We start from the raw sequence: 20,210 nt of genomic DNA, 5'->3' as shown, positions 1-20,210 counted from the left end.
TCTTTGCGAATACGGTGTGCTTTTTCATTTGGCTTGTCGCCAGCAAAAAATAGCCAACAGGACGTCGTTTTTTGCCGTGTGGCGTGTTTTATTTTGTGATGTATTTCAAAGACGTGGCGGGAATAGCATGAAATGAGGGGAAAGGCTTGCAGGCCGGATGAGGCTTTACGCCGCTATCCGGCCTCTGTTCGAGGAATTAATCCTGACGCAGTACGTTGTGGCCATAGGCCAGCAGCGCGTCGGTGACGTTGCGCATCATGCGGCTTTCTGGTGCAAAACGGTGCCAGTACAGCATCCGACGCTGGAACAGGCCTGGCGTTAAGTCGATAAGCTCACCGCTTTCCAGCTCTTTCTCAATCTGTAAGTGTGGGATCATGCAGCAGGTTGTTCCCTGACGGGCTAACTGGACGAAGGCTTCAGACGAGTTAACGATATGGCACGGTACGCTGCCCGGCGGCAGGTCGAAGTTTTGTTGCAAGAACGCCTGGTGCATATCATCAAGATGGTCAAACGCGACCGCCGGGGCTTTCAGCAGGGCGGAACGGGTGACGCCGTTTGGGAAATAACGCTCGGCGAAAGGTTTAGAGCCAACAAACAGGTAGTCCAGCGCGCCCAGTTTATCCACCAGACAGCTTGGCAGCGCCTGATGTTGAATACTCACCGCACCGACCACTTCACCCCGACGTAGACGTTCCTGGGTTCGGGTTTCATCTTCAACCTGCAGGTTCAGTCGAATCGGTGAATTAGCCAGTACCGGGGCCAGCGCCGGAAGTAACCAGGTCGCCAGACTGTCGGCGTTCACCGCCAGCGAAAGCAGAAGCGGCGTCGAGCCGGTTTGTTCATCGCCCAGCCACTCATCTTCCAGCAGTTCAACCTGGCGCAGAAGCGCCAGTAGTTTCTGTCCCTGTTCCGTTGGGCGCGGCGGTACGGTGCGCACCAGCAGCGGTTGTCCGAACATATTCTCAAGCTGTTTTATGCGCTGTGAAACCGCGGATTGCGTGATGCACAGCTTTTGCGCCGCGCGCTCAAATCCTCGTTCACGAATAACCGCATCCAGTGCTTGTAGTGTTCTGTAGTCCGGACGTTTCATTGCTTTGACGCACTCCTGAAATTTTTGCTTGTTCTGCACTATGACACAATTTTTGATTGGGTAAAGACGAAATCCGCCGCTTGCGAGCGGGTGTGGGGACATTTTTCTGCACAATGTTCTATAATGCGCGTGAATTTTCCCACCATATTCACACCACAGGCGAAACGATCATGACGCAGGATGAACTGAAAAAAGCAGTAGGATGGGCGGCACTTCAGTATGTACAGCCCGGCACCATTGTGGGCGTAGGTACAGGTTCAACAGCCGCACACTTTATTGATGCGCTGGGCACAATGAAAGGTCAGATTGAAGGTGCGGTATCCAGTTCGGACGCATCGACTGAAAAACTCAAAAGCCTTGGCATCCACGTGTTCGATCTTAACGAAGTGGACAGCCTCGGCGTATACGTTGACGGCGCGGATGAAATCAACGGTCACATGCAGATGATCAAGGGCGGCGGCGCAGCGTTGACCCGTGAAAAAATCATTGCTTCCGTGGCGAAGAAATTTATCTGCATCGCGGATGCGTCTAAAGAAGTCGATATTCTCGGTAACTTCCCGCTGCCGGTCGAAGTGATCCCAATGGCGCGCAGCGCTGTGGCTCGCCAGTTGGTGAAGCTGGGCGGTCGTCCTGAATACCGTCAGGGCGTCGTGACGGACAACGGCAACGTGATCCTCGATGTGCACGGTCTGGAGATCCTCGACGCCATCGCGCTGGAGAATGCCATCAATGCGATTCCAGGTGTGGTAACCGTCGGCCTGTTTGCCAACCGTGGTGCGGATGTCGCGCTGATCGGTACGCCTGACGGCGTGAAAACTATCGTAAAATGATCTGACGGGAGCGTCTTCTCCCGTTAAAAAAATTTTGGCAGGGCAAATTTGGTGACTTGTGTCACGTTTATAATATTGTCCTGCCGATCTCTCCAAAGAAAAAGTTATCGCCAGTATTTTCCTCTGACATTTCCCGTTGAATGACATTTCTTCAGCACGGCGACGCAAACGTTCATATTGCCGCAATATTATTTTTTGATATGTTGAAGAGACGGATGAAAATCCCACACACAACACATCAGTTTGAACAAAAAAAGACAGGGTCGGGGAAATGGCAAAGGTATCACTGGAGAAAGATAAGATTAAATTTCTGCTGGTTGAAGGCGTGCACCAAAAAGCACTCGAAAGCCTTCGTGCAGCAGGTTATACCAACATCGAGTTTCACAAAGGTGCTCTGGACACTGAACAACTGAAAGAGTCCATCCGTGATGCCCACTTCATTGGCCTGCGATCCCGTACCCATCTGACTGAAGATGTGATTGACGCCGCAGAGAAACTGGTCGCGATTGGCTGCTTCTGCATTGGCACCAACCAGGTTGATCTAAGTGCAGCGGCAAAGCGCGGGATCCCTGTGTTTAACGCACCATTCTCTAACACACGTTCCGTTGCTGAGCTGGTGATTGGCGAACTGCTGCTACTGCTACGTGGCGTACCCGAAGCGAACGCCAAAGCGCACCGCGGCGTGTGGAATAAACTGGCTACCGGCTCTTTTGAAGCGCGTGGTAAAAAACTGGGGATCATCGGCTACGGCCACATTGGTACTCAGTTGGGCATTCTGGCGGAATCGCTCGGGATGCATGTCTTTTTCTATGATATTGAAAATAAACTCCCGCTTGGCAATGCCACGCAGGTACAGCATCTTTCCGACCTGCTCAATATGAGCGACGTGGTCAGTCTGCACGTGCCGGAAAATGCCTCCACCAAAAACCTGATGGGCGCGCGTGAGATTTCGCTGATGAAACCGGGTGCGCTGCTGATTAACGCCGCACGCGGTACGGTTGTTGATATTCCTGCGTTGTGCGACGCGTTAGCGACTAAACATCTGGCGGGGGCTGCAATCGACGTATTCCCAACCGAACCGGCAACTAACAGCGATCCTTTCACTTCGCCGCTGTGTGATTTCGATAACGTGATCCTGACGCCGCACATTGGTGGTTCAACGCTGGAAGCGCAGGAAAACATCGGTCTGGAAGTAGCTGGGAAACTGACCAAGTATTCCGACAACGGGTCTACGCTGTCTGCGGTAAACTTCCCGGAAGTTTCGCTGCCGCTGCACGGTGGTCGTCGTCTGATGCACATTCACGAAAACCGTCCGGGCGTACTGACGGCACTTAACCAGATTTTTGCCGAGCAGGGCGTCAACATTGCCGCGCAGTATCTGCAGACTTCAGCGCAGGTAGGCTATGTGGTTATCGATATTGAAGCGGATGAAGATGTGGCGGAGAAAGCGCTGCTGGCGATGAAAGCCCTTCCGGGAACCATTCGCGCTCGTCTGCTGTACTGATTTCCTCTACATGGGCAGGCGGTTGACCTGCCCATCTTTCCTCTGATTTCCCTGCCTCAAAATCTCTTTCTGTAACGCATACATTCTGTTTTTCGAGCTTTGCCGCAGTTGGCAACTAAAGGCAGCGTTGCGTGTTGTACAGCAATAAAAGGAATTTACGATAGGGGCGCAGCATAGCGCTGAAACGGGAAAGCCCCTACCGAAGCAGGGGCTCTAAAAAGGAAAGGGACGATGATGAGATACGTCATCATGCTGCTGATCCTGTTAATCATCGCTTGGCCAGCATATTAACAGAGAGTACGCAGGAGGGAGGTTCGCCTCCCTCACCCTTCACCGAGGAATTTAGGTCAAAAAAACGGCGCTGTCAATCGGCAAAAAACGGCTACCACTCCCAGATTTTGGACGGCGTCACCACCGCTGGCAGCGGGATATCCCACTCTTCAACCGGCAATTTTTCTACTACCTGGCAGTCATGCGCGTAGCCCACGGGTTGGATCTTATGCTGCTGCCAGTTTTGTAGCGTGCGGTCGTAAAATCCACCGCCCATGCCCAGGCGTTGCCCGTCCTCATCAAATGCCACTAACGGCGTAATCAGTACGTCCAGCTTTGACAGTGGCAATACGTCGCGTACATCAAGCCGTGGTTCCTGGATCTTTAAGCGATTGGTCACCAGGTCGCTGCGCGGATGATAGTGCAGGAACAGTAAATTACCGGGACTGAAGGGATGAAGAACCGGAAGGTAAACGCGCTTGCCCGCTCGCCACAGTTGATCTATCAGCGGCTGGGTATCGAGTTCGCCATCGAACGAGAGAAATACCGCCACAGTATGCGCGAGTACAACAGGGGGAAAACTGAGCATTCGGGTCGCGGCTTGCTGACCGTATTGTCGTTGCTGTTCAGAGGTCAACGCGCGACGACGCTGTCGAATCAGTTGACGAATTTCTTGCCGGGATAAAGGGAGTTCAGAAAGTAGTGTCATGGCTGTTGCCAGGTAGAAGGGAATCTCCGAGATGCCGCCGCAGGCTGTAACCCTTGAACCCTTGGTTCAAGGTGAATGCGTCGTCACAGTTTTAAGGCTTCTCGGACGGGCCGAGCATGCTCACCAACCATGGAGCGCCACATTCTTGTGGTATGAAATATCGGCTCAGGGGACTGGCCCGCTTGCAAACATCTCAGAGAAATTTTGTCTTCACGGTCACTCTACCACAGTAAACCGAAAAGTGTTATTCAAAGTTTTGGCCCGTTTTTTCGGTTATGCGACCCTGATCAAGCAACGCCTGTTCGATGGTCTGTTGTAGCATCCGAATACGTTGTTCCATGCTCGCCGCGTACTCACGCGTCTTCGCTTTTTCCTGAGTTAATTCATAGCTGATGTTCAACGCGGCGATGAAAACCAACTGCTCAGTATTTGTGACTCTAGTGCGAACTTTCAGATCTTGCAATCGCTGATTAAGATCGTCCGCAGCCTGATTCAACGCATCCCTTTGTTCAGGCGGGCAATTCACTCGCAGTGAACGGCCAAATATTTGGATATCGACGGGTTGTGCAGACATGCCACCTTCCTGCTGATTGACTGCGCTGCCTTCGTCTCCAGACCTTGGGTCCGCGAAGGGGCGACACTATAGCTACCCTGGTATCAAGATACAAGCCCTTTTCTGGTCCACCAGGGTCCAAAGTGGTAGCATACCATGAATATTCCTCCCTTTGATGACGAATGCTTATGTCTATACAGAACGAAATGCCTGGCTACAACGACGTTAGCCAGTTTTTGAACCAACAAGGGGCTGGATTAACCCCGGCCGAAATGCACGGCTTGATCAGCGGGATGATTTGCGGCGGCAACAACGACAGCTCATGGCAGCCGCTGCTGCACGACCTGACGAACGAAGGTTTGGCCTTCGGTCACGAGCTGGCTCAGGCACTGATGAAAATGCACTCTGCCACCAGCGATGCCCTCGAGGACGACGGTTTCCTTTTTCAGCTTTATCTGCCTGAAGGCGACGACGTTAGCGTGTTTGATCGTGCCGATGCGCTGGCGGGGTGGGTAAACCACTTTTTGCTGGGCCTTGGCGTTACGCAGCCAAAGCTCGACAAGGTGACCGGTGAAACCGGTGAAGCGATTGACGACCTGCGCAATATCGCTCAGTTGGGATATGACGAAGACGAAGATCAGGAAGAGCTGGAAATGTCGCTCGAAGAGATTATCGAATACGTGCGCGTAGCCGCCTTGCTGTGTCATGACACGTTTACGCGTCAGCAGCCGACCGCGCCGGAAGTCCGTAAACCGACTCTGCACTAAGAACGAAACGCAAAGGAGAGTGTGATGAGCGAGATATCTCAGCAAGAATTCCAGCGTCGTCGCCAGGCTTTACTGGCACAAATGCAGCCTGGCAGCGCCGCGCTGATTTTTGCCGCGCCTGAAGCGACGCGCAGCGCGGACAGTGAATACCCGTACCGCCAAAGCAGTGATTTCTGGTACTTCACCGGTTTTAACGAACCGGAAGCCGTGCTGGTGCTGATTAAAAGTGATGACACTCATAACCACAGCGTTTTGTTTAATCGGGTTCGCGATCTGACGGCGGAGATCTGGTTTGGCCGCCGTCTGGGCCAGGATGCCGCACCGGCAAAACTCGGCGTTGACCGGGCGCTGGCCTTCAGTGAAATCAACCAACAGCTGCACCTGTTGCTCAATGGCCTGGACGCGGTGTACCACGCGCAGGGCGAATATGCCTGGGCAGACGAGATTGTGTGCACGGCGTTGGATAAACTGCGTAAAGGCTCCAGACAAAATCTGCACGCACCCGCCGCGATCATCGACTGGCGTCCAATGGTGCATGAAATGCGCCTGTTCAAATCACCAGAAGAAATTGCGGTCATGCGCCGTGCCGGAGAGATCAGTGCGCTGGCGCATACCCGCGCGATGGAAAAATGCCGTCCGGGAATGTTTGAATACCAGTTGGAAGGGGAGATTCACCACGAGTTTACTCGCCATGGCGCGCGTTACCCATCCTATAACACGATTGTCGGCAGCGGCGAAAACGGCTGTATTCTCCATTACACCGAAAATGAAAGTGAAATGCGCGATGGCGATCTGGTGTTAATTGACGCCGGGTGTGAATACAAAGGTTATGCGGGCGACATTACGCGTACCTTCCCGGTAAACGGCAAATTTTCCCCTGCTCAGCGTGAAATCTACGACATCGTACTGGAGTCATTAGAGACCAGCCTGCGCCTGTATCGCCCGGGGACGTCCATCCAGGAAGTCACCGGCGAAGTGGTGCGCATCATGATTACGGGTCTGGTGAAGCTTGGCATTTTGCACGGCGAGATCGACCAACTGATTACCGAAAATGCGCATCGCCCATTCTTTATGCATGGTCTTAGCCATTGGCTGGGACTGGATGTGCACGACGTTGGCGTTTATGGTCAGGACCGCTCACGTACTCTCGAGCCAGGAATGGTACTCACTGTCGAACCGGGGCTGTATATCGCACCGGACGCCGATGTGCCGCCTGCTTATCGTGGTATCGGCATTCGTATTGAAGATGACATCCTCATCACCGAGGACGGCAATGAGAACCTGACCGCCAGCGTGGTGAAGAAAGCGGATGACATTGAAGCCTTAATGGCTGCGGCGCGACTGCAATGAGCGTGATTATCGTTGGCGGTGGTATGGTCGGTGCGACGCTGGCGCTGGCCATTTCTCAGCTCAGCCACGGGACTCTGCCTGTTCACCTGATAGAAGCGAGCGAACCTGAAACTGACCGCCATCCAGGGTTTGACGCCCGGGCGATCGCGCTGGCGGCAGGGACCTGCCAACAGCTGGCGCGAATTGGCGTATGGCAGGCGATTGCCGATTGCGCAACGGCGATCAAAACGGTTCACGTCAGCGATCGCGGCCATGCCGGATTTGTGACGCTGGATGCGCAGGAATACCGTATTCCGGCGCTGGGCCAGGTGGTAGAACTGCACGATGTCGGGCTGCGTTTGTTTGCGCTGCTGCGTAAAGCGCCGGGCATCACGCTGCACTGCCCCGACCGTGTAGCCAGCGTGTCACGCACGCAGGAACGCGTTGAGGTTACGCTGGAAAATGGTGAGATGATTAATGGTCGCCTGTTGGTGGCCGCCGATGGCACGCGCTCCGCGCTGGCTACCGCCTGCGGCGTTGACTGGCAGCAACAACCCTATGAACAACTGGCGGTGATTGCCAACGTCACGACCTCCGTTGCGCATGACGGGCGAGCGTTCGAACGTTTCACGCAATATGGTCCGCTGGCAATGCTACCGATGTCTGATGGTCGCTGCTCGCTGGTATGGTGCCATCCGCTGGAGCGGCGTGATGAGATTATGGCCTGGTCCGACGAACAATTTTGCCGCGAACTGCAAACTGCGTTTGGCTGGCGGTTGGGGCGTATTACCCAGGCCGGTAAACGCAACGCCTATCCGCTTTCATTAACCTCGGCGCAAAAAGCCATTACCCATCGTACTGTGCTGGTGGGGAACGCAGCACAGACGCTGCATCCCATTGCCGGACAAGGTTTCAACCTTGGTCTGCGCGACGTGATGAGCCTGGCTGAGACGTTGACGCAGGCGCAAAACTGCGCGGAAGATATCGGTGATTATGCGGTGCTGGCACGCTATCAGCAGCGCCGCGAACGCGATCGCGAAACGACGATTGGTGTGACCAACAATTTGGTGTATTTGTTTGCCAATCGCTGGGCCCCGCTGGTCGTTGGGCGTAATGTCGGGCTGATGGCGATGGAATTATTCACGCCTGCGCGCGATGCGCTGGCGGAGCGGACCCTCGGTTGGGTTGCGCGATAGATATAACCTGTAGGCCGAATTAAAAAAGCAGGCCTGATTAGCGCAGCGCCATCAGGCAATGTCGCGGAAGTAATGCCGGATGGCGGCTTTGCCTTATCCGGCCTACGGTTTTTGATTGTCCTATTTTCAGGAGCAAACAGTGCAAAGTGTTGATGTAGCAATTGTTGGTGGCGGCATGGTGGGACTAGCGGTTGCCTGCGGCTTGCAGGGCAGCGGGTTGCGCGTTGCAGTGTTAGAACAACATGTTCCGCAGCCTTTGGCGGCGGATGCACCTCCCCAGCTTCGCGTATCGGCCATTAATGCCGCCAGTGAAAAACTGCTTAGCCGACTGGGCGTCTGGTCCGACATTGTTGCCCGTCGCGCTTGTTGCTACCACGGCATGGAAGTCTGGGACAAAGACAGCTTTGGGCGTATTGCGTTTGATGACCAGAGCATGGGCTACAGCCATTTAGGCCACATCGTTGAAAACTCAGAGATCCATTACGCACTCTGGCAAAAAGCGCAGCGTTCAGCGGACATTACGCTGATGGCGCCCGCTGAGTTACAGCAGGTAGCCTGGGGTGAGAATGAGGCATTTCTGTCCCTGAAAGATGGCGCAATGCTGACAGCTCGCCTCGTGGTCGGCGCCGATGGCGCTAACTCCTGGCTGCGCAACAAAGCGGATATTCCGCTCACTTTCTGGGATTACCGTCATCATGCGCTGGTGGCGACTATCCGTACGCAGGAAGCTCACGGCGCGGTTGCGCGGCAGGCGTTTCACGGTGAGGGGATCCTGGCGTTCCTGCCGCTCAGTGACCCGCACCTGTGCTCTATCGTCTGGTCGCTTTCGCCGCAGGAAGCAGAACGCATGCAGCAGGCAAGCGTTGACGAGTTTAATCAGGCGCTGAATATCGCTTTTGATAATCGCCTGGGGCTATGCAGCCTTGAAAGCGAGCGTCAGGCGTTTCCGCTGACGGGACGCTATGCCCGTCAATTCGCTGCTCATCGTCTGGCGCTGGTGGGGGATGCGGCGCATACCATCCACCCGCTGGCGGGTCAGGGGGTTAACCTTGGCTTTATGGATGCGGCGGAGCTGATCGATGAGCTGAAGCGGCTACAGCGTCAGGGCAAAGATATTGGTCAGTATCTCTATTTGCGCCGCTACGAGCGCAGCCGTAAGCACAGCGCAGCGATGATGCTGGCCGGTATGCAGGGCTTTCGTGAACTGTTTGCAGGCGAGAATCCGGCGAAAAAACTGCTGCGTGATATTGGTCTGAAACTGGCCGATACCCTGCCAGGCGTAAAACCACAGCTCATCCGCCAGGCGATGGGACTGAACGATCTTCCTGAGTGGTTACGCTAGCGTCCGTAAGGACAATCTTAAGAGTTTGAGACCTGTCACACTTTCCACTCCCGGCCTGCGCGCCGGGGTGCTTCTCTCATTTGAAATAATCTAATTCCACGCCTTTTTTCGCATTAGTTTTTTTAATATTACGTTTTTTTCATAACGCCATTTTTGACAATTTTTCCACATTTAATGTTGGTTGGTGCTGTTAATTTCAGCTTTTATTTATTTTTTATTCTGATTATTTGCCGTATTTATGGGGTTTTGTTCTGTCGGTGATTTTGCTGTTTTTGGCCATAAGCTAATGTGATGGTTAATTTTGCCTTATGGTTTAGCGTCTGTTTCGGTGGTAAGTTCAGGACAAAGAGAACGTTTGCGTCGTGGCCCCTGGAGCGGCTGCGGTGCTGGGTTTCGTGGCGAAAATTTCACCGCGAAAGAGTTGGTAGCCCCGCTTATTCAACGAGGAAAAGATGGCTCAACAGACTCCTTTGTACGAACAACACACGCTATGTGGCGCGCGCATGGTAGATTTCCATGGCTGGATGATGCCACTGCATTACGGTTCTCAGCTTGATGAACACCATGCTGTTCGCACCGATGCCGGAATGTTTGATGTGTCACATATGACCATCGTCGACCTGCGCGGTAGCCGCACCCGGGAGTTCTTGCGTTATCTGCTGGCAAACGACGTCGCGAAGCTAACGAAGACGGGTAAAGCCCTCTACTCCGGTATGCTCAACGCTTCGGGCGGCGTGATAGATGACCTGATTGTCTACTACTTCACTGAAGATTTCTTCCGCCTCGTTGTAAACTCCGCCACCCGCGAAAAAGACCTCTCCTGGATTACCCAACACGCTGAACCTTACGCCATCGACATCACCGTTCGAGATGATCTGTCGCTGATTGCGGTGCAGGGCCCAAACGCGCAGGAAAAAGCAGCCACATTGTTTACTGACGAGCAGCGTCAGGCGGTAGAAGGCATGAAGCCGTTCTTCGGCGTTCAGGCGGGTGATTTGTTTATCGCAACCACTGGTTATACCGGCGAAGCAGGCTATGAAATTGCTATGCCGAGTGAAAAGGCGGCAGACTTCTGGCGTGCGCTGGTACAAGCAGGTGTCAAACCTTGCGGTCTTGGCGCGCGCGACACGCTGCGTCTGGAGGCCGGCATGAACCTGTACGGTCAGGAGATGGACGAAGGCATTTCTCCGCTGGCGGCCAACATGGGTTGGACCATCGCGTGGGAACCGACTGACCGCGACTTTATCGGTCGGGAAGCGCTGGAAATGCAGCGTGAAAAAGGCCACGAACAGTTGGTTGGACTGGTGATGACCGAGAAAGGCGTACTGCGTAATGAACTGCCGGTGCGTTTCACCGATGCTTCCGGCAATCAGCAGGAAGGCATTATCACCAGCGGGACATTCTCCCCAACCCTGGGTTACAGCATCGCGCTGGCGCGTGTCCCTGCGGGTATTGGTGAGAACGCGATCGTACAGATCCGTAACCGCGAAATGCCGGTAAAAGTGACTAAACCTGTTTTTGTGCGTAACGGCAAAGCCGTCGCGTAATTCATCCTTTTTTGGAGATTGATTGATGAGCAACGTACCTGCAGAACTGAAATACAGCAAAGAACACGAATGGCTGCGCAAAGAAGCTGACGGCTCTTACACCGTTGGGATCACCGAACATGCTCAGGAGCTGTTAGGTGACATGGTTTTCGTTGACCTGCCCGAAGTTGGCGCAACCGTCAGCGCGGGCGATGACTGCGCCGTTGCGGAATCCGTAAAAGCGGCATCCGATATTTATGCGCCAGTAGGCGGTGAGATTGTTGCGGTTAACGACGCGCTCAGCGACTCCCCGGAACTGGTCAACAGCGAGCCGTATGCAGGGGGCTGGATCTTCAAAATCAAAGCCAGCGATGAAAGCGAAATTGAATCGTTGCTGGATGCGACTGCATATGAAGCTTTGTTAGAAGACGAATAAATACGCTTCATTCTTCACGTTGCAGGTGTGTTGGCTTTCTTGCACACCTCAGTTACTTACTGATGTAAGCTCCTGGGGATGTGCTGCGTCGCCGCCTTTCTGCAACGCGAATTTTTTGCGTATTCAGGTAAGTAGAGACACCTACGATTCACTGCACGTTTCAGGAACCATCGCCCATGACACAGACGTTAAGCCAGCTTGAAAATAGCGGCGCTTTCATTGAACGCCACATCGGACCGGACGCCGCGCAGCAGCAAGAGATGCTGAATGCGGTTGGCGCCGAGTCGTTAAACGCGCTGATCGGCCAGATTGTGCCGAAAGACATTCAGCTCGCAACCCCGCCACAGGTGGGCGAGGCGGCGACCGAATACGCTGCGCTGGCTGAATTAAAAGCCATCGCCGGGCGTAACAAGCGCTTCACGTCCTACATTGGCATGGGCTACACCGCCGTGCAGCTGCCACCGGTTATCCTGCGTAACATGCTGGAAAACCCGGGTTGGTACACCGCCTACACCCCGTATCAACCGGAAGTCTCCCAGGGCCGTCTGGAAGCACTGCTGAACTTCCAGCAGGTGACGCTGGACCTGACCGGCCTGGACATGGCTTCCGCTTCTCTGCTGGATGAAGCTACTGCTGCAGCTGAAGCCATGGCGATGGCCAAACGCGTCAGCAAACTGAAAAACGCCAACCGTTTCTTTGTGGCGGCTGATGTTCATCCGCAAACACTGGACGTAGTGCGTACTCGTGCGCAAACTTTTGGTTTTGACGTCATTGTTGATGACGCGGCAAAAGCATTGGATCATCAGGATGTGTTCGGCGTGCTGTTGCAGCAGGTTGGCACCACCGGTGAAGTGCACGACTACAGCGCCCTGATGGCTGAGCTGAAATCCCGTAAAATAGTGGTCAGCGTCGCTGCCGACTTTATGGCGCTGGTACTGCTGACTGCACCGGGCAAACAGGGCGCGGATATCGTTTTCGGCTCTGCGCAACGCTTCGGCGTACCGATGGGCTACGGCGGCCCGCACGCGGCATTCTTTGCCGCTAAAGACGAATTCAAACGCTCCATGCCAGGCCGTATTATCGGCGTCTCCAAAGATGCAGCGGGTAATACCGCCCTGCGCATGGCGATGCAGACTCGCGAACAGCATATCCGCCGCGAGAAAGCGAACTCCAACATTTGTACCTCGCAGGTTCTGCTGGCCAACATCGCCAGCCTGTATGCCGTTTATCATGGCCCGGTTGGCCTGAAACGCATCGCTAATCGCATCCATCGTTTGACCGATATTCTGGCAGCCGGTCTGCAACAGAAAGGATTGAAGCTGCGTCATGCGCACTACTTTGACACTTTGTGTGTTGAAGTGGCCGATAAGGCTGCGGTACTGGCGCGTGCTGAAGCGGCAGAAATCAACCTGCGTAGCGATATCCATAACGCGGTAGGTATTACGCTTGATGAAACCACCACCCGTGAAAACGTGGTGCAGTTGTTCAATGTTCTGCTGGGAGACAGCCACGGTCTGAACATCGAAACGCTGGACAAAGACGTGGCGCTCGACAGCCGTTCCATTCAGGACAGCATGCTGCGTGATGATGCGATCCTTAGCCATCCGGTGTTTAATCGCTATCACAGCGAAACCGAGATGATGCGTTACATGCACTCGCTGGAGCGCAAAGATCTGGCCCTGAACCAGGCAATGATCCCGCTGGGGTCTTGCACCATGAAGCTGAACGCTGCCGCCGAGATGATCCCTATCACTTGGCCGGAATTCGCTGAACTGCATCCGTTCTGCCCGCCAGAGCAGGCAGAAGGTTATCACCAGATGATCGGCCAGCTTTCCGAATGGCTGGTAAAACTGACCGGTTATGACGCAGTCTGCATGCAGCCGAACTCCGGCGCGCAGGGCGAGTATGCGGGTCTGCTGGCGATTCGCCATTATCATGAAAGCCGTAACGAAGGCCATCGCGATATCTGTCTGATCCCGGCCTCTGCCCACGGTACCAACCCGGCCTCCGCACAGATGGCGGGTATGCAGGTAGTGGTTGTCGCCTGTGATAAGAACGGCAACATCGATCTTGGCGATCTGCGTGAAAAAGCGGCGCAGGCGGGTGAAAACCTCTCCTGTATCATGGTGACCTATCCCTCTACTCATGGCGTGTATGAAGAAACGATCCGTGAAGTGTGCGACGTTGTGCACCAGTTTGGCGGCCAGGTTTATCTTGATGGCGCGAACATGAATGCTCAGGTTGGGATCACCACACCGGGCTTTATCGGTGCCGATGTCTCACACCTTAACCTGCATAAAACATTCTGCATTCCGCACGGCGGCGGTGGCCCAGGTATGGGACCAATCGGTGTTAAATCGCATCTGGCGCCGTTCGTGCCGGGTCATAGCGTAGTACAGATTGAAGGGATGCTCACCCGTCAGGGCGCGGTTTCTGCGGCACCGTTCGGTAGCGCATCCATTCTGCCGATCAGCTGGATGTACATCCGTATGATGGGCGCAGAAGGTCTGAAGCAGGCAAGCCAGGTGGCGATCCTTAACGCTAACTACATTGCCAGCCGTCTGAAAGATGCCTATCCGGTGCTGTATACCGGTCGCGATGGTCGCGTGGCACATGAATGTATTCTCGACATTCGCCCACTGAAAGAAGAGACCGGCATCAGCGAACTGGATATTGCCAAGCGTCTGATCGATTACGGTTTCCATGCGCCGACCATGTCGTTCCCGGTAGCGGGTACGCTGATGGTGGAACCGACTGAATCGGAAAGCAAAGTGGAACTGGATCGCTTTATCAATGCGATGCTGGCAATTCGCGCTGAGATCGATCGCGTGAAAGCCGGTGAATGGTCGCTTACAGATAACCCGCTGGTTAACTCCCCGCACACGCAAAATGAGCTGGTCGCGGAGTGGAATCACGGTTACAGCCGCGAAATCGCCGTCTTCCCGGCGGGCGTAGCGAACAAATACTGGCCGACCGTGAAACGCCTTGATGACGTTTACGGTGACCGTAACCTGTTCTGCTCCTGCGTGCCGCTGAGCGATTATCAGTAATCGACTGATTCAGCTATCTTTTAAAGGCGCTTCGGCGCCTTTATTTTTGGGGAGAATAGTGATGGCTATAGCACTGGTTACGGGAGGCAGTCGTGGTATTGGTCGGGCAACCGCGCTGCAGTTAGCGCTAGAGGGTTACACGGTCGCCGTTAACTTTCATCACAATATTCGTGCGGCAACGGAGGTGGTGAACAATATCGCCGCTGCGGGAGGAAAGGCGTTTGCTCTGCGGGCAGATATCAGCGATGAAAGCCAGGTCGGGGCGATGTTTGAGTCCATTGACCGCGAGGGCGAGCCGCTGACTGCGCTGGTGAACAATGCCGGGATTTTGTTTGAACAGAGCACGGTGGAAAGCCTAACCGCTGAGCGTATTAATCGCGTCCTGGCGACTAATGTTACCGGCTATTTTCTGTGTTGTCGGGAAGCGGTAAAGCGCATGTCGTTTAAGCACGGCGGTCAGGGCGGGGCGATTGTGAATGTCTCTTCGGCGGCGTCACGGCTTGGCGCCCCGTTCGAATACGTTGATTATGCAGCCTCAAAAGGTGCGGTGGACACGCTTACCACCGGCCTCGCGTTGGAGGTTGCGGCGCAGGGGATACGCGTGAACTGCGTGAGACCCGGTCTTATCTACACGGAAATGCATGCGTCAGGCGGCGAGCCGGGAAGGGTGGATCGCGTGAAATCCATGTTGCCTATGCAGCGCGGCGGACAGCCGGAAGAGGTCGCGCAGGCGATAACCTGGCTGCTGAGTGAGAAGGCGTCTTACGTCACGGGCAGTTTTTTGGAGCTGGCCGGCGGGAAGTAATGCGTTGCTTGCCGGATGGCGGCGTAAATGTCTGCTCTGGTCTACAGGTTCAGTTCCCGTAAACCGGATAAGCGCAGCGCCATCCGGCAAAAAATTACAGATTCTCGCCGTTGCTGGCAATCACCGCTTTATACCACTCAAAACTTTTCTTACGCGAACGCGACATATCGCCGGTGCCGTCGTCGTGTTTGTTCACGTAGATAAAACCGTAGCGTTTGCTGTACTGGCCGGTGGTGAACGAGACGCAGTCGATGCAGCCCCACGGCGTGTAGCCCATCAGATCTACGCCGTCATACGTTACCGCTTTCATCATCTCTTCGACGTGGGCGCGCAGATAGTCGATGCGGTAGTCATCGTGGATGCTGCCGTCTTCTTCCACTTTGTCGTAAGCGCCAAATCCGTTTTCAACGATAAACAATGGCTTCTGATAACGCTCGTACAGTTCGCATAAGGCGTAACGCAGGCCGACCGGATCAATCTGCCAGCCCCAGTCGGATGCTTTGACGTGCGGGTTCGGCACGCTGCCCTCAAAACCGGAAATGGCATCGCCGCTACCGCCTTCCGCTTTTACCGCGTTGGTCATGTAGTAACTAAACCCGAGATAGTCGCAGGTACCTTCACGCAGGATTTGTTCATCGCCAGCTTCCATTCGAATATTGAATTCGCGGCGCTCCCACTCGTTCAGGACATAAGATGGATAGTAGCCGCGCAGTTGAACGTCGGTGAATACATAGCGTTCACGCATCGATTCCTGCGCGAACATCACATCTTCAGGCTTACAGGAGTACGGGTATAGCGGGACCATTGCCAGCATGCAGCCGACTTTCATTTCAGGGTTGATGCGACGTGCGGCTTTCACCGCCAGAGCGCTGGCCACGAACTGGTGGTGCAGCACCTGGTACATAGTCTCTTCCGGGTTTTCATGCTCGGTATACACCACGCCGGAGCAGCAATAGCCAAACAGCGGTGCACGCCAGTTACGCTGGTTGTTGATTTCGTTGAAGGTCATCCAGTATTTGACCTTGTGCTTGTAGCGCTCAAAGACCACTTCAGCAAAACGGACAAAGAAATCAACGACTTTGCGATTGGTCCAGCTACCGTACTGTTGAACCAGGTGTAGCGGCATTTCGAAGTGGGAAAGGGTGATGACCGGTTCGATATTGTACTTCAGCAGTTCATCAAACATGTCGTCGTAGAATTTTAGCCCTTCTTCGTTTGGCTGGGTTTCGTCCCCTTTGGGGAAGATACGGGTCCAGGCAATTGACGTACGGAAGCATTTGAAGCCCATCTCGGCAAACAGCTTAATGTCTTCTTTGTAATGACCGTAAAAATCGACGGCTTCGTGGTTGGGGTAGTACTTACCTGGCACGACGTCCTGAGTGATTTCTCGCGGAACGCCGTGTGCCCCCCCGGTCAGTACGTCGCAAATGCTGGGCCCTTTGCCACCTTTATTCCAGCCGCCTTCAACCTGATGCGCCGCAACCGCGCCGCCCCATAAAAAATCGTTTGGTAAGGTAAGTTTTTTCATCTGCGCTCAGTCTCAAATTAATACAATCTGATTTTGAGTCTAACAAAGGAAAGATAAATGTCACGATATAACAAAATAGCGTTAATGTGATTTGTTACATCAAAAAAACATATTGTTTTTTTTACGCTATTCTTTTCGCCAGCTTGCGACCGAGTGATTCCAGAATATAAATAACGGGGATCTGCGTGGTTATATCGTATACCCCGGCAATGCGTGTCTGTGGAACGTGCCAGGAGAGATTAAAGTCGGCAAGTTTCGCGAGGCGCGAATGTTCATGGCTGGTGACCGACAGAACCTTACAGTTATGCAGACTGAACTGGCTGGCAAAGCGTAGGATCTCTTCGGTTTCTCCAGAAACGGAAAGTACGATCGCCAGCGCGTTTCTGGCCATATCATTAGTTACCGGGAAATAAGGGTCATCGATGTGGTTACTGAATTTTCCGACGTTTGAGAAAAAACGAGCGCCATATTTTGCCAGAGCTCCGGATGTTCCCGCCCCGACGAATATAATACGCTCGGAAGATAATATAATATCAACAGCCTGATCGAGTAATTTGTCGAACTCGTCGTTATTGACGCCTTTAAAGAAGCTGATAATTTCGCTGGCACCGAAATTAGCCTGTTGCGGTTCATTCTGCTCTAAATATAATTTGAAGCGTACGCGAAATTCTGAGTAACCTTCACACTTAAGCTTGCGGCAAAAGCGCAGTACGGTGGTAGTGGAAACGCCCACGGCATCCGCCAGTTCGCGAATGGTCATGTACATGACTTTGTCACGGTTTTTGATGACATAGTTGTAGACCAGCATCTCAAGATTGTTGAGACTGGCGATGGCAGCGTGGGAGAACATACTCACAATGGCAAAACTCACTCATCAGACTTCATCTACAGGGAATAATAACATGCAGCCAAATGACATCACTTTTTTTCAGCGTTTCCAGGATGACATTCTGGCCGGACGCAAAACCATTACGATTCGTGACGAGTCCGAATCACACTTCAAAGCCGGTGACATTCTACGGGTTGGGCGCTTCGAAGATGAGGGGTACTTCTGCACGATTGAGGTTGTTGGCACCTCAACCGTCACGCTGGATACGCTGACGGAGAAACATGCTCGCCAGGAAAACATGACGCTAGAAGAACTTAAACACGTGATTGCCGAGATTTACCCGGATCAAACACAATTTTATGTGATTGATTTTAAATGTCTTTGATTTTAACAGTACGCCTGTTAGCTGAATATTAAAATATAATGTCATGATTTTTATGGATTGTTATTTAGTTGGCAAATATTTTAGCTAACAGGTGTTCACTGGAACCATTCTCAGTTACGCTAGAGGAGCAATCACGATAGTGTTCGTTTCTCGGGAGTAAAATATGGTTCAGAAGCCATTAATTGCGCAGGGATATTCGCTGGCAGAGGAAATAGCCAATAGCATCAGTCACGGTATCGGGCTGGTGTTTGGGATTGTCGGACTGGTATTGTTGCTGGTTCAGGCAGTGGATACCAACGCCAGCGCCATGGCGATAACCAGCTATAGCCTGTATGGCGGCAGCATGATCCTGCTGTTCCTCGCCTCAACTTTATATCACGCGATCCCCCATCAAAGAGCGAAAGTCTGGCTGAAAAAGTTCGACCACTGCGCGATTTATCTGCTGATTGCCGGGACCTACACGCCATTTCTGCTGGTGGGGCTGGATTCGCCGCTGGCACGTGGACTGATGATTGTTATCTGGAGCCTGGCGCTGCTCGGTATTTTATTCAAACTGACCATTGCGCACCGGTTTAAGGTTCTGTCGCTGGTAACCTACCTGGCGATGGGCTGGCTATCGCTGATTGTGGTGTATCAACTGGCGGTTAAGCTGGCGGTGGGTGGTGTGACGTTGCTGGCAGTTGGTGGTGTGGTGTATTCGCTGGGCGTTATTTTCTACGTCTGTAAGCGCATTCCATACAACCATGCGATCTGGCACGGCTTTGTGCTGGGTGGCAGCGTTTGCCATTTCCTGGCGATCTACCTGTACGTGGGGCAGGCGTAATTATTATTACCCAGCGGTGCTGTGCTTACCGGGTCTTTAAAACTCGTGACCCGGTAAGATAAAGACACCACCCGGCGATTTACTCTTCCAGCGAATACGGCAGCGGTACGATATGCAGCGTTTTCGCGTCGTCACGAACGCGGAACACGCTGTCGGCTTCCATGTCGTTATTCATCACAACCTGCACCAGTACCTGTCCATCCGCCAGTTGCACCGCGGCGAGTACGGTGCCGGTACGACGCCAGTTCTCACCCATTTTCAGCTCCAGGTCTTCACCTGCTTCCGGTACCCGACTGGCCGCACCTGCCAGCGTCCACATGGCACGTTTGTTGGCTCCGCGGAATTTTGCGCGAGCAACCATTTCCTGACCGGTATAGCAGCCTTTTTTAAAGCTGATCCCGCCCAGAGCCTGCAGATTGGTGGCTTGCGGAATAAACTGTGCGCTGTTGGCAGTATCAATCACCGGAATACCTGCTTCGATATCCAGCGCCAGCCACTGTTGGCTGTTATTTAACTCCGCTTCACCGCGCAGCTTCTCTACCAGGGTTTCCGCCGTTGCAACATCAACGATCAGCAGGAAACGCTCAGCGGGATGTTCGAACCACAATATGGTGGAAGAACCCTCAGTAATGGCCTGCTTATCGCTGTTTGGTAATTCGCTAAAGAGATTGGCCAGCGCAGCACGCGCCTGGAATCCCGCGACGCCCAGCAGTACGCGCTCGTCGTCCGGGGCAATCGCCACCTTCGAGAAGACCGCATATTTTTTCAGTTCGGTGAGCTGCGCATCGCGCAGACTACGGCGCTCAAGCCATGCAAAACCGTCACCCTGGCGGAACAGACGCAGGTTGCTCCACATTTTACCTTTGGCGTCACAATGTGCTGCCAACACGTGCTGATGCTCAGTCATCTGGCTGACATCCGCTGTGACCTGACCCTGAATATACTTCTCACTGTCGACACCGGTGATGGTGGCGAGCGCCCATTCATCGAGCGTCATTAGCGTCAGAGGCAAGCGCGTTGACGCGAAAGGCTGGCGAGGAGGAAAAGATATAAAAGCCATAATTAATGTCCTGATTTGCTTAACGCAGTGATAATGACTAATGGTAAAAGAGCTATGGCCCATTGCAAGCGGTTTAAACAGGCTATTTGTGCCATATATTAAGCTTTGCGAGGAGACATCCAAAAATGCTGAATCCTTTGACTTAATGTGGTTTTATTTAGCGAGCACGCTTCCGTTT

At 53.5% G+C, this 20,210-nt stretch carries 18 protein-coding genes and 1 other RNA gene; 12 read left to right on the top strand and 7 right to left on the bottom strand.

The window, feature by feature from the left end:
• Positions 1-196: 196 nt before the first annotated feature.
• Entirely contained in the window at positions 197-1,090 is an 894-nt protein-coding gene (gene argP, locus GPJ68_RS20430) for a DNA-binding transcriptional regulator ArgP (RefSeq protein ID WP_003825477.1), read from the bottom strand.
• A 170-nt stretch (positions 1,091-1,260) separates the two neighbouring features.
• Between argP and rpiA the strand changes: the two genes are divergently transcribed.
• Together rpiA and serA are read left to right on the top strand one after the other, a co-directional pair.
• On the top strand, positions 1,261-1,920 hold the full coding sequence (gene rpiA, locus GPJ68_RS20425) for a ribose-5-phosphate isomerase RpiA (protein ID WP_016154364.1): 660 nt from the start codon (positions 1,261-1,263) through the stop codon (positions 1,918-1,920).
• Between the two features lie 271 nt (positions 1,921-2,191).
• Positions 2,192-3,424: a phosphoglycerate dehydrogenase gene (gene serA / locus GPJ68_RS20420; protein WP_016154363.1), complete on the top strand. Its 1,233-nt coding sequence runs from the start codon at positions 2,192-2,194 to the stop codon at positions 3,422-3,424.
• Positions 3,425-3,806: 382 nt separating this feature from the next.
• Here serA and GPJ68_RS20415 read toward each other — a convergent pair whose 3' ends face one another.
• The 3 genes from GPJ68_RS20415 to zapA all read right to left on the bottom strand — a co-directional run bounded on the left by GPJ68_RS20415 (position 3,807) and on the right by zapA (position 4,977).
• The gene (locus tag GPJ68_RS20415; RefSeq protein ID WP_104651976.1) at positions 3,807-4,403 is read right to left on the bottom strand and encodes a 5-formyltetrahydrofolate cyclo-ligase; all 597 of its coding nucleotides are present in this window, start codon (positions 4,401-4,403) and stop codon (positions 3,807-3,809) included.
• 19 nt (positions 4,404-4,422) lie between these two features.
• Positions 4,423-4,606, bottom strand: a non-coding RNA gene (gene ssrS, locus GPJ68_RS20410) — 6S RNA.
• Positions 4,607-4,647: 41 nt separating this feature from the next.
• On the bottom strand, positions 4,648-4,977 hold the full coding sequence (gene zapA, locus GPJ68_RS20405) for a cell division protein ZapA (RefSeq protein ID WP_003026980.1): 330 nt from the start codon (positions 4,975-4,977) through the stop codon (positions 4,648-4,650).
• A gap of 167 nt (positions 4,978-5,144) precedes the next feature.
• On the opposite strand from zapA, the gene GPJ68_RS20400 reads away from it, so the two are divergent.
• From GPJ68_RS20400 to GPJ68_RS20365, 8 genes are all read left to right on the top strand, one after another.
• Positions 5,145-5,723, top strand: coding sequence for a YecA family protein (locus GPJ68_RS20400; protein WP_016157420.1), 579 nt, complete (start codon positions 5,145-5,147; stop codon positions 5,721-5,723).
• Positions 5,724-5,747: 24 nt separating this feature from the next.
• The gene (gene pepP, locus GPJ68_RS20395; protein ID WP_047414428.1) at positions 5,748-7,073 is read left to right on the top strand and encodes a Xaa-Pro aminopeptidase; all 1,326 of its coding nucleotides are present in this window, start codon (positions 5,748-5,750) and stop codon (positions 7,071-7,073) included.
• On the top strand, positions 7,070-8,248 hold the full coding sequence (ubiH, locus tag GPJ68_RS20390) for a 2-octaprenyl-6-methoxyphenyl hydroxylase (protein WP_016154358.1): 1,179 nt from the start codon (positions 7,070-7,072) through the stop codon (positions 8,246-8,248). The genes pepP and ubiH overlap by 4 nt, the downstream gene beginning before the upstream one ends.
• Before the next feature lie 139 nt (positions 8,249-8,387).
• Positions 8,388-9,590, top strand: coding sequence for an FAD-dependent 2-octaprenylphenol hydroxylase (gene ubiI / locus GPJ68_RS20385; protein ID WP_016154357.1), 1,203 nt, complete (start codon positions 8,388-8,390; stop codon positions 9,588-9,590).
• A gap of 452 nt (positions 9,591-10,042) precedes the next feature.
• Positions 10,043-11,137: a glycine cleavage system aminomethyltransferase GcvT gene (gcvT, locus tag GPJ68_RS20380; protein WP_016157417.1), complete on the top strand. Its 1,095-nt coding sequence runs from the start codon at positions 10,043-10,045 to the stop codon at positions 11,135-11,137.
• A gap of 25 nt (positions 11,138-11,162) precedes the next feature.
• Entirely contained in the window at positions 11,163-11,552 is a 390-nt protein-coding gene (gcvH, locus tag GPJ68_RS20375; RefSeq protein ID WP_003026965.1) for a glycine cleavage system protein GcvH, read from the top strand.
• Positions 11,553-11,728: 176 nt separating this feature from the next.
• Entirely contained in the window at positions 11,729-14,602 is a 2,874-nt protein-coding gene (gene gcvP, locus GPJ68_RS20370) for an aminomethyl-transferring glycine dehydrogenase (protein WP_019077632.1), read from the top strand.
• 61 nt (positions 14,603-14,663) lie between these two features.
• On the top strand, positions 14,664-15,407 hold the full coding sequence (locus GPJ68_RS20365; RefSeq protein WP_016154354.1) for an SDR family oxidoreductase: 744 nt from the start codon (positions 14,664-14,666) through the stop codon (positions 15,405-15,407).
• Between the two features lie 94 nt (positions 15,408-15,501).
• Here GPJ68_RS20365 and bglA read toward each other — a convergent pair whose 3' ends face one another.
• On the bottom strand, positions 15,502-16,935 hold the full coding sequence (gene bglA / locus GPJ68_RS20360) for a 6-phospho-beta-glucosidase BglA (protein ID WP_016154353.1): 1,434 nt from the start codon (positions 16,933-16,935) through the stop codon (positions 15,502-15,504).
• A 121-nt stretch (positions 16,936-17,056) separates the two neighbouring features.
• Positions 17,057-17,785 (bottom strand): MurR/RpiR family transcriptional regulator, encoded by a 729-nt coding sequence (locus GPJ68_RS20355; protein ID WP_003838265.1) that lies wholly within the window; start codon positions 17,783-17,785, stop codon positions 17,057-17,059.
• 52 nt (positions 17,786-17,837) lie between these two features.
• Between GPJ68_RS20355 and yqfB the strand changes: the two genes are divergently transcribed.
• Both yqfB and GPJ68_RS20345 read left to right on the top strand, forming a co-directional pair.
• Positions 17,838-18,149, top strand: coding sequence for a N(4)-acetylcytidine aminohydrolase (gene yqfB, locus GPJ68_RS20350; RefSeq protein WP_016154352.1), 312 nt, complete (start codon positions 17,838-17,840; stop codon positions 18,147-18,149).
• Between the two features lie 163 nt (positions 18,150-18,312).
• A complete protein-coding gene (locus GPJ68_RS20345; RefSeq protein WP_016154351.1) occupies positions 18,313-18,972 on the top strand; it encodes a hemolysin III family protein in 660 nt (219 codons plus the stop codon).
• 79 nt (positions 18,973-19,051) lie between these two features.
• On the opposite strand, the gene ygfZ is transcribed toward GPJ68_RS20345, so the two are convergent.
• Positions 19,052-20,032 (bottom strand): tRNA-modifying protein YgfZ, encoded by a 981-nt coding sequence (ygfZ, locus tag GPJ68_RS20340; RefSeq protein WP_094168631.1) that lies wholly within the window; start codon positions 20,030-20,032, stop codon positions 19,052-19,054.
• Positions 20,033-20,210: the final 178 nt, after the last annotated feature.

The organism is Citrobacter sp. 172116965, from assembly GCF_013458095.1.
Lineage (GTDB): Bacteria > Pseudomonadota > Gammaproteobacteria > Enterobacterales > Enterobacteriaceae > Citrobacter > Citrobacter braakii.
This window is presented reverse-complemented; position numbering and strand designations above follow the sequence as displayed.

What these genes read in the sequence shown, in the direction of transcription:
- GPJ68_RS20345 (WP_016154351.1), top strand. Translation starts at nt 18,313, where the DNA reads ATGGTTCAGAAGCCATTAATTGCGCAGGGATATTCGCTGGCAGAGGAA.
- GPJ68_RS20365 (WP_016154354.1), top strand. Translation starts at nt 14,664, where the DNA reads ATGGCTATAGCACTGGTTACGGGAGGCAGTCGTGGTATTGGTCGGGCA.
- zapA (WP_003026980.1), bottom strand. Translation starts at nt 4,977, where the DNA reads ATGTCTGCACAACCCGTCGATATCCAAATATTTGGCCGTTCACTGCGA.
- yqfB (WP_016154352.1), top strand. Translation starts at nt 17,838, where the DNA reads ATGCAGCCAAATGACATCACTTTTTTTCAGCGTTTCCAGGATGACATT.
- gcvP (WP_019077632.1), top strand. Translation starts at nt 11,729, where the DNA reads ATGACACAGACGTTAAGCCAGCTTGAAAATAGCGGCGCTTTCATTGAA.
- ubiH (WP_016154358.1), top strand. Translation starts at nt 7,070, where the DNA reads ATGAGCGTGATTATCGTTGGCGGTGGTATGGTCGGTGCGACGCTGGCG.
- GPJ68_RS20355 (WP_003838265.1), bottom strand. Translation starts at nt 17,785, where the DNA reads ATGTTCTCCCACGCTGCCATCGCCAGTCTCAACAATCTTGAGATGCTG.
- GPJ68_RS20415 (WP_104651976.1), bottom strand. Translation starts at nt 4,403, where the DNA reads ATGACACTACTTTCTGAACTCCCTTTATCCCGGCAAGAAATTCGTCAA.
- pepP (WP_047414428.1), top strand. Translation starts at nt 5,748, where the DNA reads ATGAGCGAGATATCTCAGCAAGAATTCCAGCGTCGTCGCCAGGCTTTA.
- argP (WP_003825477.1), bottom strand. Translation starts at nt 1,090, where the DNA reads ATGAAACGTCCGGACTACAGAACACTACAAGCACTGGATGCGGTTATT.
- gcvH (WP_003026965.1), top strand. Translation starts at nt 11,163, where the DNA reads ATGAGCAACGTACCTGCAGAACTGAAATACAGCAAAGAACACGAATGG.
- serA (WP_016154363.1), top strand. Translation starts at nt 2,192, where the DNA reads ATGGCAAAGGTATCACTGGAGAAAGATAAGATTAAATTTCTGCTGGTT.
- ygfZ (WP_094168631.1), bottom strand. Translation starts at nt 20,032, where the DNA reads ATGGCTTTTATATCTTTTCCTCCTCGCCAGCCTTTCGCGTCAACGCGC.
- GPJ68_RS20400 (WP_016157420.1), top strand. Translation starts at nt 5,145, where the DNA reads ATGTCTATACAGAACGAAATGCCTGGCTACAACGACGTTAGCCAGTTT.
- rpiA (WP_016154364.1), top strand. Translation starts at nt 1,261, where the DNA reads ATGACGCAGGATGAACTGAAAAAAGCAGTAGGATGGGCGGCACTTCAG.
- bglA (WP_016154353.1), bottom strand. Translation starts at nt 16,935, where the DNA reads ATGAAAAAACTTACCTTACCAAACGATTTTTTATGGGGCGGCGCGGTT.
- gcvT (WP_016157417.1), top strand. Translation starts at nt 10,043, where the DNA reads ATGGCTCAACAGACTCCTTTGTACGAACAACACACGCTATGTGGCGCG.